The 17,564-nt window shown below is 65.4% G+C and carries 16 protein-coding genes; 7 read left to right on the top strand and 9 right to left on the bottom strand.

What is annotated here, in order from left to right; genetic code table 11:
* The first annotated feature begins 52 nt into the window (after window positions 1–52).
* Entirely contained in the window at window positions 53–1,087 is a 1,035-nt protein-coding gene (locus tag GCT19_RS11490) for a threonine ammonia-lyase (protein WP_152851997.1), read from the top strand.
* Between the two features lie 99 nt (window positions 1,088–1,186).
* A complete protein-coding gene (gene mscL, locus GCT19_RS11485; RefSeq protein WP_152851996.1) occupies window positions 1,187–1,633 on the top strand; it encodes a large conductance mechanosensitive channel protein MscL in 447 nt (148 codons plus the stop codon).
* 124 nt (window positions 1,634–1,757) lie between these two features.
* Here mscL and GCT19_RS11480 read toward each other — a convergent pair whose 3' ends face one another.
* The 3 genes from GCT19_RS11480 to GCT19_RS11470 all read right to left on the bottom strand — a co-directional run bounded on the left by GCT19_RS11480 (window position 1,758) and on the right by GCT19_RS11470 (window position 5,949).
* Window positions 1,758–3,731, bottom strand: a complete 1,974-nt coding sequence (locus GCT19_RS11480) for a hybrid sensor histidine kinase/response regulator (RefSeq protein WP_152851994.1) — start codon at window positions 3,729–3,731, stop codon at window positions 1,758–1,760.
* Window positions 3,732–3,792: 61 nt separating this feature from the next.
* A complete protein-coding gene (locus GCT19_RS11475; RefSeq protein ID WP_152851992.1) occupies window positions 3,793–4,284 on the bottom strand; it encodes a response regulator in 492 nt (163 codons plus the stop codon).
* Window positions 4,285–4,338: 54 nt separating this feature from the next.
* Window positions 4,339–5,949, bottom strand: coding sequence for a sensor histidine kinase (locus GCT19_RS11470; RefSeq protein WP_152851990.1), 1,611 nt, complete (start codon window positions 5,947–5,949; stop codon window positions 4,339–4,341).
* A 113-nt stretch (window positions 5,950–6,062) separates the two neighbouring features.
* On the opposite strand from GCT19_RS11470, the gene GCT19_RS42690 reads away from it, so the two are divergent.
* Both GCT19_RS42690 and GCT19_RS11465 read left to right on the top strand, forming a co-directional pair.
* Window positions 6,063–6,398 (top strand): hypothetical protein, encoded by a 336-nt coding sequence (locus GCT19_RS42690; RefSeq protein ID WP_193727397.1) that lies wholly within the window; start codon window positions 6,063–6,065, stop codon window positions 6,396–6,398.
* Window positions 6,331–6,822: a hypothetical protein gene (locus GCT19_RS11465; RefSeq protein WP_013089382.1), complete on the top strand. Its 492-nt coding sequence runs from the start codon at window positions 6,331–6,333 to the stop codon at window positions 6,820–6,822. Before GCT19_RS42690 ends, GCT19_RS11465 begins: the two co-directional genes overlap by 68 nt.
* 191 nt (window positions 6,823–7,013) lie before the next feature.
* On the opposite strand, the gene GCT19_RS44380 is transcribed toward GCT19_RS11465, so the two are convergent.
* Together GCT19_RS44380 and GCT19_RS11460 are read right to left on the bottom strand one after the other, a co-directional pair.
* The gene (locus GCT19_RS44380) at window positions 7,014–7,139 is read right to left on the bottom strand and encodes a hypothetical protein (RefSeq protein ID WP_013089381.1); all 126 of its coding nucleotides are present in this window, start codon (window positions 7,137–7,139) and stop codon (window positions 7,014–7,016) included.
* The gene (locus GCT19_RS11460) at window positions 7,139–9,619 is read right to left on the bottom strand and encodes an AsmA family protein (protein WP_152851988.1); all 2,481 of its coding nucleotides are present in this window, start codon (window positions 9,617–9,619) and stop codon (window positions 7,139–7,141) included. The genes GCT19_RS44380 and GCT19_RS11460 overlap by 1 nt, the downstream gene beginning before the upstream one ends.
* A 186-nt stretch (window positions 9,620–9,805) precedes the next feature.
* On the opposite strand from GCT19_RS11460, the gene GCT19_RS11455 reads away from it, so the two are divergent.
* Window positions 9,806–10,546 carry an ABC transporter ATP-binding protein gene (locus GCT19_RS11455; protein WP_152851987.1) on the top strand — a complete coding sequence of 247 codons (741 nt, stop codon included), beginning with the start codon at window positions 9,806–9,808 and terminating at the stop codon, window positions 10,544–10,546.
* Complete coding sequence (locus tag GCT19_RS11450; RefSeq protein WP_018432042.1) at window positions 10,543–11,346, top strand: ABC transporter permease; 804 nt, start codon at window positions 10,543–10,545, stop codon at window positions 11,344–11,346. The genes GCT19_RS11455 and GCT19_RS11450 overlap by 4 nt, the downstream gene beginning before the upstream one ends.
* A gap of 75 nt (window positions 11,347–11,421) precedes the next feature.
* On the opposite strand, the gene GCT19_RS11445 is transcribed toward GCT19_RS11450, so the two are convergent.
* Together GCT19_RS11445 and GCT19_RS11440 are read right to left on the bottom strand one after the other, a co-directional pair.
* The gene (locus GCT19_RS11445; RefSeq protein WP_013089377.1) at window positions 11,422–11,970 is read right to left on the bottom strand and encodes a DUF6013 family protein; all 549 of its coding nucleotides are present in this window, start codon (window positions 11,968–11,970) and stop codon (window positions 11,422–11,424) included.
* Window positions 11,971–12,203: 233 nt separating this feature from the next.
* Window positions 12,204–13,220 carry a zinc-binding alcohol dehydrogenase family protein gene (locus GCT19_RS11440; protein ID WP_152851985.1) on the bottom strand — a complete coding sequence of 339 codons (1,017 nt, stop codon included), beginning with the start codon at window positions 13,218–13,220 and terminating at the stop codon, window positions 12,204–12,206.
* A 112-nt stretch (window positions 13,221–13,332) separates the two neighbouring features.
* Here GCT19_RS11440 and GCT19_RS11435 point away from each other — a divergent pair, with 112 nt between their 5' ends.
* Window positions 13,333–14,301 carry a LysR family transcriptional regulator gene (locus GCT19_RS11435; RefSeq protein ID WP_152851983.1) on the top strand — a complete coding sequence of 323 codons (969 nt, stop codon included), beginning with the start codon at window positions 13,333–13,335 and terminating at the stop codon, window positions 14,299–14,301.
* Between the two features lie 22 nt (window positions 14,302–14,323).
* On the opposite strand, the gene GCT19_RS11430 is transcribed toward GCT19_RS11435, so the two are convergent.
* A complete protein-coding gene (locus tag GCT19_RS11430; RefSeq protein WP_152851981.1) occupies window positions 14,324–14,626 on the bottom strand; it encodes a hypothetical protein in 303 nt (100 codons plus the stop codon).
* Between the two features lie 87 nt (window positions 14,627–14,713).
* Complete coding sequence (gene ligD / locus GCT19_RS11425) at window positions 14,714–17,527, bottom strand: DNA ligase D (RefSeq protein ID WP_152851980.1); 2,814 nt, start codon at window positions 17,525–17,527, stop codon at window positions 14,714–14,716.
* Window positions 17,528–17,564: the final 37 nt, after the last annotated feature.

Here is a 17,564-nt window from a genome sequence, read left to right as displayed (position 1 = left end):
TGCGCGCCGCGCCACGGGTCTGAGCGACATCGACGACTCCGGAGCGACCGCCATGTCCAGCGCCATGCAGCAGCACACGGATCACACGATCGACGGCGAGCCGATCCCCACGCTCGACGACATCGCCGCGCAGCACTTCGCATTGACGCCGTGGGTCGCGCGCACGCCGGTGTTCGACCGGCTCGACTTCTCGTCGCTGCGCGGCACCGTCGTCAATTTCAAGTTCGAGCTATTGCAGGCGGGCGGCAGCTTCAAGGCGCGCGGCGCCTTCACGAACCTGCTCGCGCTCGACGACGCGCAGAAGAGCGCGGGCGTCACCTGCGTGTCGGGCGGCAATCACGCGGTGGCCGTCGCGTATGCGGCGATGCGGCTCGGCGTCAGCGCGAAGGTCGTGCTGTTCAGCGCGGCGAATCCGGCGCGCGTCGCGTTGTGCCGTGAATATGGCGCCGACATCGTCTACGCGGAAGACCTCGCCGACGCGTTCGAACTGGTGCGCCGCATCGAGGCCGAGGAAGGCCGTTATTTCGTGCACCCGTTCAACGGTTATCGCACGGTGCTCGGCTCGGCGACGCTCGGCTACGAATGGGCGACGCAAACACCCGACCTCGAAGCGGTGATCGTGCCGATCGGCGGCGGCGGGCTCGCGGCCGGCGTCTCCACCGCGCTGCGGCTCGCGAATCCGAACATGCACGTGTACGGTGTCGAACCCGAAGGCTCTGATGTGATGTGCAAGAGTTTTGCCGCCAACCATACGGTCAGAATGGGCCATATGCACAGCATCGCCGATTCGCTGATGTCGCCGCATACCGAGCAATACAGCTACGAGTTGTGCCGCCGCCATATCGATCGGCTCGTCACGGTGTCCGACGATCAGTTGCGCGAAGCGATGCTGATCCTGTTCAATCAGCTGAAGCTCGCGGTCGAGCCGGCTTGCGCGGCCGCCACCGCCGCACTGCTCGGACCGTTGCGCGAACCGTTGCAAGGCAAACGCGTGGGCGTGCTGCTGTGCGGAGCCAATATCGACCCGGTCAGTTTTGCCGCGCATCTGGAGCGCGCGCGTCATGGCAAGTCACAGTTTCCTCATTAACGACGCACGGCGAATGCGCTTGTTGCATCGCGGCTAAAGCACTAGCCTATCCGCTTCAGGTTGGTATGATTCGGCTATTCATATCAGGGAGGTGTATGTATGAGCATGATCCAGGAATTTAAAGAATTCGCGCTCAAAGGCAATGTGATGGATCTGGCCGTCGGTGTGATTATCGGCGGCGCATTTTCCACCATTGTCAATTCCGTGGTTAAAGACCTGATCATGCCGGTCGTCGGACTCGCTACCGGCGGCTTCGATTTCTCCAATCTGTTCGTTCGACTCGGCCATATTCCGGCAACCTACAAAGGCAACCCCGAATCGTATAAAGACCTGCAAACGGCCGGCGTGGCGGTATTCGGCTACGGTTCGTTCATTACCGCGACGATCAACTTCATCATTCTCGCGTTCATCATCTTTCTGATGGTCAAGTTCATCAACAAACTGCGCAAGGAGCCGCAAGCCGCGCCGGCGGAACCGCCGCCGACGCCGGAAGACGTGCTGCTGCTGCGCGAGATTCGCGATTCGCTGAAAACCCAGCAACGTTAATTGTTAAATAAGCTCGGCTTCAAACTCCTGAGCGCGTGAAATAAAAAAAGGCCTGTTGCGATCGACTTCGCAACAGGCCTTTATGTTTTCACTCTGCTTTCAGCACACTGCCCTTTATCGAGCCTTACGCATCCTTTTGTGCCTTCAATTGCGCCGCGCTTTCGATCATCGCTTCGAGTTGGCCGAAATTGACAGGCTTCGTCAGATGCGATGTAAAGCCCGCGCTCAAACAACGGCGCACGTCCTCGTCGGTGCCGAAGCCGGTCAACGCGACGGCTGGCGCGTCGGAATGTTCGCGAAACGCCTCGATGAAATCGAGGCCGGTGCCATCGGGCAACCCGACATCGCTGACGACAAGATCGAACTTCTGCAACTGCGTCGCCGCAAGCGCATCGTCGATGCGCCCGACCACTGTTACCTGATGCCCCAAGCCGCGCATCAACTGGGCCATCACGTCCGCGGTATCGGCATGATCCTCGATCAGCAGCACCGTCAGCGAGCTCGCCGGCTGCACGGTGCTCGGCACGATGACCGGCGGCGCCGCGGCGGGCGCGGCTGCGGTCGGCAGCGTGATGGTGAAGGTCGCGCCGCAATGCGGACCGGGGCTCTGCGCGGTCACTGTGCCGCCGTGCACGTCGGTCAAAGCCTTCGTGATCGCAAGACCGAGACCGAGCCCGCCGAACTGCCGCGTCATGCTCTGGTCGCCCTGCTCGAACGCGTTGAACAGCTTGCCAATCTGCTCCGGCTCGATGCCGATGCCGGTGTCTTCGACCGAGATCTGCACCTGCATGCGTTCGTCGCGCGTGCGCACGTAGATATGGCCGCCGTCCGGCGTGAACTTCGCGGCATTGCGAATCAGGTTCCACAGCATCTGTTGCAAACGCGCGCGATCGGCGAGCACGTAGTGATGCGTCGCGCGCTTGTCGACGTGCACGTCCTGCTGCTTGACCTGGATTTCGCTGCGAAAGAGTTCGAGCACGCTGTCGATCACGTCGTGCACGTCGACGGTTTCCAGCGACAGCCGCAGCTTGCCGTTCGCGACGCGCGTCAGATCGAGCAGATCGTCGATCAGCCGTGCCTCCAGTTCGACGTTGCGGCGGATCATCCGCACGCTCGCACGCGCCTGCTCGGGTAGCTCGGGGATCATCTCTAGCACGCTCGCGCCCGCGAGCACTGGCGTGAGCGGCGTGCGCAATTCGTGCGACAGCATCGCGAGAAAACGGTCCTTCGCGCGATTCGCTTCTTCGGCGGCCTGGCGCGCGGCCTGCTCGGACTGGAGCAGCCGCTCGCGCTCCTCGATCGCCTCGCGTTGCGGGTGAATGTCGGTACAACTTCCGAACCATTTGCTGACCTTGCCTTCGGCATCGCGCACCGCGACCACGCGCATATCGAACCAGCGGTACTCGCCATCGTGACGGCGAATCCGCATCTCGTGCCGATAGTCGCCGTTGCGGCTCGCCACGGCTTTGAGCCAGCTTTGCCGGATCTGCTCGCGATCGTCGGGATGCACGGCGTCGAGCCACGCGAGACCGTGCGAGCCATGTTCGGGCAAGCCCGTGTAGTCGTACCATTGCTTCGACAGGAAGTCGCAATCGCCGGCCGCGTCGCAGGTCAGTACCAGATGCGGCAACGTCTCCGACAGCGTGCGGTAATGCAGTTCGCGATCGCGCAGCAGCAGCGCTTCGTCGGACGCGCGTTGCAGCCGCACCTGCGACAACACGCGCTCCACGGCCTCCGGCAGATAGTCGAGATAGTCACCGGACTTCGGTACCACATCGGACACGCCCGCGCGCAGCGCTTCGATCACGCGCGACTCGTCGGTGAAGCCGGTCACGAGGATCGCCGGAATGCGCACGCCCTCGGCGCGCAGACGCCGGAAGAAATCGAGCCCGGTCTCGGGCCCGTTCAACTGATAGTCGAGCACCAGCAGGTCGAGGCCGCCGCTCGCGAGGCGCTCGCGGGCCGCCTCGACACCGGCGCAAATCGCCACCCGGCAGCCGGCGCGTTCCAGCGACTTGCGCGCGAGCCGCAAGATGCCCTCGTCGTCATCGACGACGAGCACATAAGCGGCGTGCGGCGCGGACACTTCTTCGGTCATGCAGATGCTCTCTTTGGCTCAGTACGGTGTTCATCTTGTCACGAACGGCTTTCGGACTGCTTCAGCGCGGCCCGAGGCGATGCCCCGGCGGCAGCTTGACCACTTGCAGGAACAGGCCGAGCCTGCGCACGGCCTCGATAAACGCATCGTATTCGACCGGCTTGCAGACATAGACGTTGCAACCGAGTTCGTAGCAGCGCGCGATTTCGCGCGGATCGTCGGTCGTGGTCAGCACGATCACGGGCACCGCGGCGGTCTCAGGGGCTTCCTTCAGACGCCGTAACACCTCGAAGCCGTCGACGCGCGGCATCTTCAGATCGAGCAGCACGACGAAATTCGCCAGGTTCTCGCGCGGCGGATACCGGTGACCGTCGGCGTCGGTCAGTGGCTGCGCGCGCGCCGGGTCGAAGAAGTAATCGAGCGCCTGCTGGCCGTCGCGAAAGCGCACGAAGCCGTTCGATATGCCGGCGCGGCGCAGATTGCGCTCGACGAGCGTCGCGTGGCCGTCGTCGTCTTCGATCAGAACGATGCTGACCGTTTGCGCGTGATTCATAGGCTCTCCGTGCCAACGATTCGTCATTCATGCCCGCGCTGGCATGCGCGGCGTTCAGAAGCGCACCGGCTGTTCGGGCAGCACCACGAAAAAAGTCGAGCCGGCGCCTTCGGCCGATTCGACCCAGACCCGCCCGCCGTGCCGCTCGACCGTGCGCCGCACCACCGCGAGGCCGATTCCGTCGCCGCTCGCGACGTCAGCATGCAGGCGCTGGAACGCGCGAAACACCTTCGATAGATACGCGGCCGGAATGCCGAGCCCGTTATCGCGGACGTAATAGGTGCGCATACGGACCGCGCGCGGCTCGCTGTCGTCGACGGGTTCGGGCGCCAGCGCGCCGACCTCGATGCGCCCGCTGCGTGTCGGATCGAGAAAAGTCAGCGCATTGCCGATCAGGTTGCTGAAGATCTGCTCGACCGCCGCCGGATCGCCCCATGCGGGCGGCAGCTCGCGCACCGTGACGCTCGCGGCGCGCTGGTCGATCGTGCCTTGCAGCCCATCGACGACCCGCGCTACCGCGCGCCCGACGCTGACCCGCTGCCACTGGTATTCGAGCCGTCCCGCGCGCGAGATGCGCAACAGCGCGTCGATGATCGTCGCCGCGCGCGCGACCGCGGTGCGCAAATAGTGCAACGACTCGCGCACGTCGCCATCGAGAATCTGCGTCATGCGCCGCGCCTCGTTCTGCGGCAATCGAGCCTGCCCGACAAGGCCGTCGAGCTCGTCGCACGACACATGCAGCTCCCTCGAAAATCCTTGCAGATTGACGAGCGGCGAGCGCAGATCATGCGACACGCTGTAGATGAACATCTCGTTGTCCTGCGTTTCCTGGCGCAATTCCTCATTGACGGCCGCCAGTTCGCGCGCGCGTGTTTCGAGTTCCGTCTTCAGGGCCTGCTGCCCGGCTTCCGCCTCGCGCAGACGCGCATCGGTCTGATGCAGCACCGCGTCGAGCGCGGCGATTTCGTCGCTGCCCGACAACGGCGCCGCGAGCGGCCGGCCGCTGCCAAGCCGCTCGGCGTTATCGGTCAGCACTTCGAGGCGCCGGCCGATGCCGCGCGCGAACACGAAGGCGGTGACCGCCCAGACCAGCATCGATCCGAACGCCGCGGCGATCAGCGCGCGCTGCTGAAGCTCGCGACGCTCGCCGAGCGCGCTCGAGCGCTCGACATCGAGTACCGACGCGGCCGCGTCGAACTGGGCCAACTCCTCGCGGAACACGGCGATCTGCTCCGGCAACTCGCGGGTTTCGAGCGCGATATAGGAGCGTAGACTGCGGCCCTCATGCAAGGCCCGCGAGATCGCGACACGCTGGTCCCGATACGCGTTGATCGCGCGCCGCATGCTGTGTACGCGCTCGGCCTGGGCCGGCGTTTCGGCGACGAGCGCATCGAGCTTCGCGAGCCGGTCGTTCAGGTCGACCCACACCGCGTGGCGGTCGATCAGCGACGCGTCGCCCGTCACCATCGCGGTGCGTACGCGCGCGGCCTGACGCAGCAGCGGATCGACGATGGCCGACGACTGGTAGAGGATCTGCTTGCTGTTGTCGACCCATCGCGCGGCCTGCGCGGTGCGCTCCTGGGTATCGAAGACGACCCCGAGCAGCGCGAGTTCGACCACGCTCGGTATCGCGATCAGCAGCAGGCCTTTGGTGAATAGTTTCATGGTTCCGTCAGGGCGTTCAGGCTGTGGTTCAGGCTGTCACTCGAACGGCGGGGCTCGCGCACCCTTGGCGCCCGTAAGGCGGGCGCCGCGCGGCCGGACGGGCCATTATCGACGTGAACCGGAGATATTTCAACGGCGCGCCTGCAAGCGCTCGACCACACAAAAATGACTTTTTTATTGGGATGGGATGTTTTTTCCGCGCCGCCTGCGTCTATGATGGAGACAAGGTGTGCTGGGATGCGAATGCGCGCGGCGAGGCGGTTCGGCATGATTCGTGCGGGAGCGGTGGAGCGATGCAGCAGCGTCGAATCATCGTGAATCCGGCCTTGTCGTATGCTATAAAAGATCGACGTGCGGCGCGCGAAAGCCGGGAGTGGTCGCATGAGGACGCAGCGTTTCTTGCAATTCTTTTTCAGGCGAATTTTTATGTCCTTCCCGAAAAAGCGTAGACGCGCGAAGGTGGACGGCGACGAGTCGTTCCTCGCGGTTCTGCGGCATTTCAAGCCGTTCGGTCAACTCGACACCAAGATTGCGCGGGCTCGCGCGCAGGACGAACCGGTGCTCTATGCACACGTGCTGCCCGGACTCGACGTGCTTCTATGCAGTGTGCGCGGCGCGCAGCCGCCCTACCCCGCACCAGCCGAATTGCGGCGGCGCTGCATCGAATCCATTACCAACGCACTGGAGCAACCGCTCGATGGCCTCGAGAACGGCGGCTACTGGTACGAAGCCGACGGCTTCGGCTTCCTCGTGTTCGCGAGTCGTGCGCGCGGCAAGATTCTGACGGAGTTCGGCGCGACGCGGATCGGTACTCGCCGCGGCGTGCGTCGCCAGGATGCGTCGGGCGATGCAACACCGCGCTCGCTCAGATAGCGCCAATCAGATACCCTGAAGTTCAGGGTTACTGACAGGTCGTTTCGTCGTCATTCATCCGCGCTTTCGACAGCCGATGTCGTCACGCATCGCTGGCGTCTTCGTCGGCGCGGCGCTGCTTTCTGAGTGCTTGATAGAAACGCTGGCCTTGACGGCGAGCGCGCGCAGTTGCGCGCGCGGCACTCTGCCATTCATTCGGCCATCGCATCATCGACGCGCTCGCGCGCGGGCGGCACGCTGATCAGCCACAGAAAGATCACGCACAGGCCGCCGCCGAGGCCCCAGTTCAACCAGTCCACTGGCAAGCCCGACAACATCAGCTGCCCTTGTATTCGGCGGCGCTCGCCGGCGACTGTGTCGCGGGCTTGCGATTGCGATCCGTCGCCGCCGGCGCCGACGCACCGCCCGAGGACTGGTTGACCGGCGCGCCCTCCAGCGACATCGGCGCCTTCGGCTGTTGCTTCACGCCCGGCGGCGGCGCCTTCGGCATCTGCCGCACCTGCGCGAGCAATTGGGTGCACGGCAGCGGCTTGTTGTTGCTCGGCGCAAGCAGCGGAATCAGCGCCGCGAACGGATTGATCAGCCCGAGCCCGACCGCCGCGCCGCCACGCAATGCAAGCGCGGCCGCATTGACGCCGACGTGCGGGTCCTTGAAGGTGCCCTTCACGTACAGCGGCGAGCGCAGCGAAAAGACCCGGAAGCCCTTCGTATGCGGATGCACGCCGAGGTCCATCGTCTCGTCGCGCAGATTGATGTGACCGTCGATGTTGATCACCGCGTCGTCGGTATCGAGCGCGAACACGCGCGCTTCGAGCACGCCGTCGGTCGCGACGAAATTGGCGGCCGCGCAGTTGATCTTCACGTCGCGATTACCGAACAGCTTTTCATAGACGACGTTCGCGACGTTCAGGCCGGCCGCCTCCATCAGCAGACGGCTCACGGTGCCCTCGGTCACCAGCGCCTTCAGCTCGCCGTTCGAGGTCGCGGCAAGCGCGGCCGGTGAATTGCCGGTCGCGGACAGCGACGCGTCGCCGTTGATCTCGCCGAGCGCGCTCTGCATCGTCTTGAAGTTCGGGAACAGTTGCTTGAGCTTCAGATGCCGCGCCGACATTCCGAAGCGCCCCTTCAACGGCGCCCCGCTGCCATCGAGATGAATGTCCGACGCGAGCGAGCCGCCCGCCACGCCGAACTTCAGCGGCACGAGCGACAGCACGCCGTCGGTCATCACGACGTGCGTGTACAGATCCGTGATCGGCAGGTTCGCGTTTTTGATGATGCGCCGGCCGGTGAACTTGACGTCGGCGTCGATCGCCTTCCAGCGGTCGGTGCGGAATTCCTCGACCGGTAGCGCGCGGTTGCTCGGCTGCGCGGCCGCGTCGCCGCGCTTCGCCTTGCTCGCCTTCGAATCGGCGCCGATCACCGGCGCAAGATCCGAGAACTGCAACAGATGCGACTCGAGTTCGCCTTGCAGCAGCGGACGCGGCTTGCGCCCGGTATAGGTCAACGAACCGTTCAGATCGCTGCCGCCGACCCGGCCTGTAAAGTTTTCATACGTGAACACGTTGCCGCTCGATTTGAAGTTACCGATCAGATGACCCTCGGTCGCGTATGGCGGGGTCTCGGGCAGGGTCACGCCGGTCAGCGAATAAAGCCGCGCCATGCTATTGCCCTGCAACCAGAGACGCAGATCGAGCGCCGCGAGATGCGCCGGATCGGTAACCGTGCCGACGAAGGCGATATGCAGGTCGCCGGCCTTGACGTCGGCCTGCACCGGGAACGGCCGGTTCGCGTCCTGCAGCGCGAGCACGCCGCCAAGCTTGCCGCTGCCCGACACCGGCGTGCGGTTGTACGTGCCCTTGACGGTCCAGGCGATCGCATAGAGCGGCGTAGCACGCGGCGCGCCGGGCGCTACGCCGCTTGCGGCCGAGACGGCCGCGGCCGTGCTGGCGCTCTCGCTGGCGGCTGCACCCGGTGCGGCGGCGCCGCTGGTCGCTAGTGCGCCGGAAGTCGCGGACGGGCCTGCCGTTGCAGCCGGGCCGGAGGCTGCCGGCGCCTGTGCCCGGGTCGCCGCTCCGGAAGCCCCCTGCGCTTCCGAGGCCGCCTGCGCCTCGGCCTGGGCGGTGAGCTTGCTCGCGCCCGTACGGCCGACCGCCTGCGCCGACGCGCTGCGCGAGGCCGCCTCCTGCTGCTTCAACGCGTCGCCGAGCGGGATCGGCTGCCCGAGCGTATCGACGACCATCTGCACCTCGACCTTCTTTTGCTGATCCGACAGCGCGATATTGCCCTTCGCGAACGCGATATCGTGCAGATCGAGCTTCCACTCGGATGGCCCGCTCGACGACGGCAATTTGAAGGTCCAGTTATTGCGTCCATCGACAAGACGTTCGAGATCCACCGACGGGTTCACGAGATTGATGGCCGGAATCACGATGTCGTGCGTGAGCAGCGGCAGCACCTCGACCTCGAAGTCGATTTCGTCGAGCGTCGCGAATTGCGGCTGTTTGGCCCAGTCGGGATTGCCGATCGTAATGTTGGCCGCCGAAAAGCGCGGCCACGGCACCCAGCCGCGCCAGCCCGTTTCGCCGACCGCATGCCGCCAGCCCACCTTCAGGTCGCCGTTGATCGCGAAGGGCCGGCCGATCGCCTGGCTGACCTTGTCGTCGATGTAAGGCCGCGCGCGGTTCCAGTCGAAGGTCAGCACGAAGATGACGAGCGCGACGATCAGGACGACGAGCACCGCTAGCAGCCATGCAAAGATTTTCCCGACCCGTCGTCCGATGCTGCTCGACACTGCCATTGAAAGGCTCCGCGTGTTGTTCTACGTTGTGCACCGTGCAGCAGTTATCGTGCCTGGCGCGCGGCAGTGTGCGCTGTCGTGCCTCGTCGTTTTATCATGGCGCACGCTTTGCCGACAGACCGACCGATGCATTATCGCCGTCGCGCCGGCATCCGTAGCCACACTCTCCCCCACGACGTTCCAACCATGACCGATGTTCCCCTCGTCCTTGCCGACGGCATCGTGCGGCGTGATGCGCAGCGCGGCCAGACGCTGTTGCAGCCGACCACCTTCGCACTGCGCGCCGGCGAGCGCGTCGCGATTACCGGACCGTCCGGCTCCGGCAAGAGCGTGTTTCTGCGCGCGCTCGCGCTGCTCGATCCGATCGATGCAGGGCGCATCGCGTGGCATGGTGCCCCGCTCGTGCGAGCGGCGATTCCGCGCTATCGGCGCGGCGTCGCGTATATCCGGCAGCGGCCCGCGCTGATCGACGGCAGCGTCGAAGACAATCTGCGCTATCCGTTCGAGCTCCGCGCGTATCGCGACACGCGCTTCGATCGCGCGCGGGCGGCCAGGCTCACGATGCAGGCCGGCCGCGGCGAGGACTTTCTCGGCAAGCGCGCAAGCGAATTGTCGGGCGGCGAAGCGCAGATCGCCGCGCTGATCCGGGTGCTGCAACTCGCGCCCGAAGTGCTGTTGCTCGACGAGCCGACCGCGTCGCTCGACCCGGCGTCGTCGCGCGCGATCGAAGCGCTCGTGCAGGCATGGTTCGATGCCGCGCCGGGCGCGCACGCATCGATATGGGTATCACACGATCTCGACCAGGCAGCACGCATGAGCGAACGGCATCTGACGATGCGCGCCGGCGTACTGGCCGAACCCACCACGTTGCGGCACGACGCGGACCAACGCGATGCCGCGGACCTGCGTCGGGAGTCCCGCCCATGAGCCTGCAGAATCTGAGCTTGTGGGACGTCGCGATCGCGACGCTGCTGATCGTCGTGAATGGCGCGGTGTCGGTCGCGCTGAAACTCGATCTCGAACGCAAGCTCGCATGGGCGGCGGTGCGCACCGTGGTCCAGTTGCTCGCGATCGGCTATGTGCTCGGCTGGGTGTTCAGCTTCGCTCGCTGGTACGTCGTGCTGCCGCTGATGATCGTGATGACGCTGATCGCGGGTTTCGCCGGCGCGCAGCGCGGCAGCCACACCTATGCCGGCCAACGCGCCGACAGCGTGCTGTCGATCTGGGTCAGCTCGTGGCTCGTGGCCGCGGTGGGATTGTTCGTCGTGATCCGCATCCATCCGTGGTACGAGCCGCAATATGCGATTCCGATTCTCGGCATGATCCTCGGCAACACGCTGACCGGCGTCTCGCTCGGCATCGAGCGGATGACCGAGGAGCTGACCGCGCGGCGCGACCGCGTCGACATGGCGCTCGCGCTCGGCGCGACGCGCTGGGAGGCTGCGCAGGCGCCGGCGCGTCAGGCGGTGCGCGCGGGCATGATGCCGACGTTGAACCAGATGGCGGTGGTCGGCGTGGTCAGTTTGCCGGGCATGATGACCGGCCAGGTGCTGGCCGGGCAGTCGCCATTGCAGGCGGTGCGCTATCAGATCGTCATCATGTTTCTGATCGCGGCGGCGTCGGCGCTGGGGACCGTGGGTGCGGTGCTGCTGACATACCGGCGGCTGTTTTCGGCCGAGCATCAGTTCTTGCCGTCGCGCCTTGTCGAGCGTGACGCACGCAAATGATGACTCACCGGAATGACGCGCTAACGCGTGCTACGGATCGCGCACGCGGCCATCACGCCGCGCGCGCTCGACCGTTCAACGCTTCGCGGTGATGGCGACCTCGGTGCCATCGTTCAGTGTCAGCGTTTTCGTCGTGCCGTTGACCGGCATCGTGAAACGCACGATCTGACTCACGCGTACATCGTTCGGACACTTGAGCGTCTTGCCGCCGTTCGTCACGGTTTTGACACCATGCGGCGTCTGCGCCTGGAAGCTCAACTGTACGGTCGCGGTACCGTCGCTCGCGACCACCGGCGCGAGGCGGATCTGCGTCTGGCGAATCATCGCGCCATTCTCGTCGACCGGCAGCGACGCATAGTCCGGGCAGGCGTCGGTAGCGGGCACCGGACCGCCGGGCGGCACGGTCTTCCACGTGAAGTCGTCCGTTTCGCCCGAGCGGATCGTGCGGGTCTCCTGGGAATTGCCGAACTGTTTCGACGTGACGCGAACGGTGTAGCGGATCGGACCGTCGAGCGCGGCTTTGTTGGTCACCGTGATCGGCGTGGCTGCGTGAGCAGCCGGCACGAACGCGCAAGCGAGAGAAGCGACAACGGAAACGGCGGAGAGTTTGAAGCTGAAGCTCATACTGTCACCTCGTTGTTGTGCCGCTGCGCGCTCGCGTCGACGCGACTGCCCGTGCACTGTTCGCGCACTGCCGAGGTCCGGCCGGTTCACACCGGCTGGCCTCGCCGCAAGACACGCAACCGTTTTGGCATGCTGCGTCGTCAGTCTAACGCCAAGCGCGCTGCCGCGCGTGTCGTGTCGGCTCGGGTGTTAACCCGCTTGCGGCGACGCGCTTTCTGCGCGTCGATTTCATCTCAGAAGCCGGTCAGCACCAGCTTGCCGATCGCGCGTCCTGCTTCGAGCAAGCCATGCGCGCGGCGCAGATTCTCCGCGTTGATGCGGCCCAGGTCCTGGCCGAGCGTCGTGCGCAGCGTGCCCGCGTCGACGAGGCGCGCGACCTCGGTCAGCAGCTTGTGCTGCTCGATCATGTCGGGCGTGCCGAACATCGAACGCGTGAACATGAATTCCCAGTGGAACGCGGCGCTCTTCGCCTTCAGCAATTCGACCGGCACCGCGGCGCTGTTCTCGACGATCGTGCAGATACCGCCTTGCGGTTTGATCAGTTCGGCCGCGGCCGGGAAATTGCGATCGGTGTCGTTGAAGATCAGCACGTAGTCGACCTCTTCGATGCCGATCTCTTTCATCTGCGCGGGCAGATCGCCGAAGTGATCGACGACGTGATCCGCGCCGAGCTCCCGCGCCCATTTCGCCGATTCGGGCCGTGACGCGGTCGCGATCACCTTCAGCTTGCCGAGCTGCTTCGCGAGCTGGATGCCGATCGAGCCGACCCCGCCCGCGCCGCCGAAAATCAGCACCGTGCGGCCTGCGTCCGCGCCCTGCGGCGATACGCCGAGTCGATCGAACAATGCTTCCCACGCGGTGATCGCGGTCAGCGGCAAGGCGGCCGCGTGCGTGAAATCGAGCGACGCCGGCTTGTGTCCGACGATCCGTTCGTCGACCAGATGAAACTCGCTGTTCGCGCCAGGCCGCGTAATGCTGCCCGCATAGAACACCGGATCGCCGACCTTGAACAGCGTAACCTCGGGCCCGGCCGCGACGACGGTGCCGGCCGCATCCCAGCCGAGCACGCGCGGCGTCTTCTCGACGCTGTCTTTCGGCGCGCGCACCTTGGTGTCGACCGGGTTCACGGAAATCGCTTCGACCTTGACCAGCAGATCGCGGCCGCTCGCTTCGGGTTTGGGGATCTCGACGTCGACGAGCGATTCGGCGTGATCGATTGGCAGATAACGGTAGAGTCCGACGGCTTTCATGGCTGCTCCTTGTTGGTTCGGTTGATGTGCACGCATGACTCGAATCGTAAGACGGTTCTTATTCTTTTAAAACAGTCATAATCACTGAAACATCTTTTGGTTTCTCAGAATAATGAACGCTTCAAATCCGGCCGGCCGGCCTCTGCCCAGCGAGCGCGAACGGCTCGATCTGCTCGATGTCGCGCTGTTCGTGCGCGCCGCTCTGCTTGCCAACGTGTCGGCGGCCGGGCGCGAGTTCGGTTTGTCGGCGGCGGTCGCGAGCGCCCGGATCGCGCAACTCGAAAAGCTGCTCGGCGCGCGTTTGTTGCATCGGACCACGCGCCGCATCAGCCTCACCCAGGACGGTGAAGTGTTCATGACGCGCGCCGAGGCGCTGCTCGACGCGGCCGCCGCCGCGCGCGCATCGGTCGGGCGCGCGCAGGCCGAGCCGCAGGGACGGCTGCGCGTGTCGATGCCGTCGTCGTTCGGGCGCCAGCATGTGTCGCCGGTGATCAGCGAGTTTTTGCGCCGCTATCCGGGCGTCAGCGTCGATCTGCGACTGACGGATCAGGTGGTCGATCTGGTCGATGCGGGCATCGATGTCGCGATTCGCGTCGGCGTGCTGAAGGATTCGTCGCTGGTCGCGCGACGGCTCGCGGTCAACCGCCGCGTGCTGTGCGCAGCCCCCGCCTATCTGGCCGCGCACGGCACGCCGCATCATCCGTCGGATCTCGCGCGGCACGAATGCGTGATCCTTTCGGCGCAGCGCGACTGGCGCTTCGTGACGCCCGCCGGCCCGCTCGACGTGCGGGTGAGCGGCCGCCTCGTCACCGATAACGGCGAGGTGATTCGCGACGCGCTGCTCGCGGGCTTCGGCATCGCGCTGAAATCGACATGGGACGTGGCGCCCTATCTGCGCAGCGGCGAACTCGTCAGCGTGCTCGACAGCTATCCGCTCGCGGACGACGTCGCGATCTGGGCCGTGTATCCGAGCCGCGCGTTCATGCCGCCGAAGACGCTCGCATTCATCGATTTCGTCGCCGCGCACTTCGGCGATCCGCCGTATTGGGATCGGCAGCCGGTTGGACTGGCGGGCGCGTAGACGTCCCGGCTGGTACGCGGCGTCAGCGCTTGCCGCTCTTCGCGCCGCCCTGCTTGCGATCCGAGTTCACATCGGCATGCGAGTCGTTCTGCGTGCGCTGCTGATACTCGCCGCCGCCGCGGCGGTCGGTATCCTGCAGGCCATGCTCGATATCCTCATGCGCCTGCTTGCCGACATGGCGCGGATGGTCCTCGTGCTGCGACTCCGGCTGCTGGTCGGTTTCATGCGGCAGCGGCGCCGCGGCTTCCTGCAACGACTTCGGGTCCTTGTTCGCGTGCGGGTCGGCTTGCGGGTCGCCATCTGTCGATTGCGGCAGGGTCTTCATTGCATTGCTCCTTCGCGAAACCGGTTCGCGCGCTGAGTGCGCACACCGAATTCGCGGGTTGGATTCAGCCACCCGGACGAGCGCTGATCACGCCACGCCCAGCCGTTTTTTCATCGCCGCGGTGATGCGCTGACGTGTCTTCGCATAGTCGGCCCATGGGTCGCTTGCGAGGCCGTCCACGCGCTCGTGGACGTTGCGGATACCCCATTGATCGCCGCTCGTCGTGCTCTCCAGTTCGTCCCACGCGAGCGGCACCGACACGCCGAGCCCCGGCCGTGCGCGCGCCGAGAATGCGGCCACCGTGCTAGAGCCGCGGTTGTTGCGCAGATAGTCGATGAAGATCTTCTTCTTGCGATTTTGCGCACCCATCTTCGCGCTGAAGTACTGCGGCAGCGTCGTCGCCATATGCTGCGCAACCGCCTGCGAAAAATCCTTTACTTCATCCCAACCAGCCTGCTTCGCGAGCGGCACGACCACGTGAAAGCCCTTGCCGCCGCTCGTCTTGACGAACGACTTCAGGCCCAGTTCGTCGAGCAGCGAGCGGGTCAGTTGCGCGGCCTCGACCATGCGTTCCCAGCCGAGCGACGGGTCCGGGTCGAGGTCGAACACCATCCGGTCGGGCTTTTCGATATTCGACGCGACCGCATTCCACGTGTGAAATTCGACGGTGCCCATCTGCGCGGCACCGACCAGCGCGGCCAGCGTGTCGATCGTGATCAGCGCCGGATGGCCCGGGTCGAGTCCCTCGTGCTGCGTGACGTGCGGAATCGACAGCTTCTGGCTGTGCTTCTGGAAGAACAGCTCGCCGCCGATATCCTCGGGTGCGCGCACCAGCGCGACGGGCCGCTCACGCAGATGCGGCAGCATCCATTCGGCGATCGATTCGTAGTACTGCACCAGTTCGAGCTTGCTTGCACCGCTGCTCTTGTCGATCACGCGATCGGGATGCGAGATGCGCACGCCGGCGATTTCGCTTTGTGCGCGCGAGCGTGTTGCCGTGGTTCGGGCGGGCGCGCTTGCCGCCGCGGCGGGCGTGGCGTTCTTTGCGCTCTTCGTGGCTGCGCGCTTTTTCGGCGTGCCTGGTTGCCGCGTCTCGTCGGTGGCGGTTTCGGTTTGCTGTTGCACGTCGGCTCCTTGTCGGGCAGTTTCCCTGACGATCTGGCGCGCCGGTTTGTCGTCGCGCAGGCTGACGAACGACGCCTGGCGTACGATGCCGTCGCTCGTCCATTCGGCGAAGTTGCATTCGGCGACGAGCACCGGCTCGACCCAATGCACAGGCGTGCGGCTGCGCTCGCGCGGCGCGCTCGCGAACGGCATGCGCTTGCTCGCGTGCGCGTCGAGCGCCTGCTTGACCGAGCGCAGCAGCGCGGCGTCGAAGCCGGTGCCGACGCGTCCCGCGTACTGCAACTGGCCATCGGCGTCATAGACTCCGAGCAGCAGCGCGCCGAATGCCTCACGGCTGCCGGCCGGCTCCGAATAGCCGCCGATCACGAACTCCTGGCGCCGCCGGCACTTCAGCTTGATCCACGACGGCGCGCGGCCCGACACATAGCGGCTGTCACGCCGCTTGCCGATGATGCCTTCGAGCCCCATGGCGCATGCGCTGTTGAGCAGCTCGCCGGCGCTGAACGCGAAGTCATTCGAAAAGCGCAGCACGCGATCGTCGACGCCTTCGAGCAGCGCGCGCAGAATCGCGCGGCGCTGTTCGAGCGGTACGCCGCGCAGGTCGTAGCCATTCAGGAACGGTAGATCGAACAGATAGATGACGATGTCCTGCGGGCGATGCGCATCGAACGCGTTTTGCAGCAACTGGAAGCTCGGCACGTCGCGTTCGTCGAGCACGACCGCTTCGCCGTCGAACCACGCGCTTTGCAGGTCGAGCCCAGCGATGGCCTCGATCTGCTTGCTGAACTTTGTGGTCCAGTCGTTCCCGTTGCGCGTGAAAACGCTGACGGCACCACCCTTCTTTTTTGACGCGTGGTCGATGCGCGCGAGCACGCGGTAGCCGTCGAACTTGATTTCGTACAGCCAGTCGCCGCCTGGCGGCGCGGTGTCGACGAGTGTCGCCAGCTCCGGGGTCAGGCTCGCGGGCAACGCGGCTTTGACCGCGCCTTCAATCGATGGCGATGCAGCGAGTTCGCGTAACGACTGCGCGGTACGCGTCGCGACGATGTCGGGGCGTTTGGGATCGGCTGTGGGGCGCGGGGATGCGGATCTCGCCGGCTTGCCCGCGCCCGTGGCTTTGCCGTCGCGCGACGTTTTCGCTTGCTTCGTTTTCCTGCCCTTCGAAGCGCCGTCGGTCAGCACGCTGCCCGGCAGCTCTTTCAGCACGTCGTAGTCGCTCTCGTTGCGCGCTTCCTCGTCGCGCTCCTTGATCAGCAGCCATTGCTCCTTGTCGCCGCTGCCGCGCATATGGCTGCGTACCAGCGTCCAGCCGCCGTGCAACTTCTCGCCGTGCAAATGAAACTTGAGCTTGCCGGCCGCATACGACCGCGCGGCTTCGGCCGCGCCGCCCGCTGGCTCCCACGTGCCGCGGTCCCACACGATCACAGAGCCCGCGCCGTAGTTGCCGGGCGGAATCTCGCCCTCGAACGTACCGTATTCGACCGGATGATCTTCGACGTGCACTGCGAGCCGCTTGACCGACGGGTCCAGGCTCGGCCCCTTCGGAACCGCCCACGATAGCAGCGCGCCGTTCAGTTCGAGCCGGAAGTCGTAGTGCAGACGCCGCGCGTCGTGCTCCTGGATCACGTAGGACAGCGTGTCGGGCGCGGCACCCGCGGCGCTCTTGCGGGTCTTGCCGGTCTTGCTTGCCGCGCGCTTGCGGGTCGTCGCGCCGGCCGGCTCAGGCGTATCCTCGAACCGGCGCTTGCGGTGATAGAGCTCGAGTCGGTCGTTCATGGCGATGACTCCGGTGCGTTGGGTGCGACAGGCGGGT

The organism is Paraburkholderia atlantica (assembly GCF_009362785.1).
Lineage (GTDB): Bacteria > Pseudomonadota > Gammaproteobacteria > Burkholderiales > Burkholderiaceae > Paraburkholderia > Paraburkholderia atlantica.
This window is presented reverse-complemented; position numbering and strand designations above follow the sequence as displayed.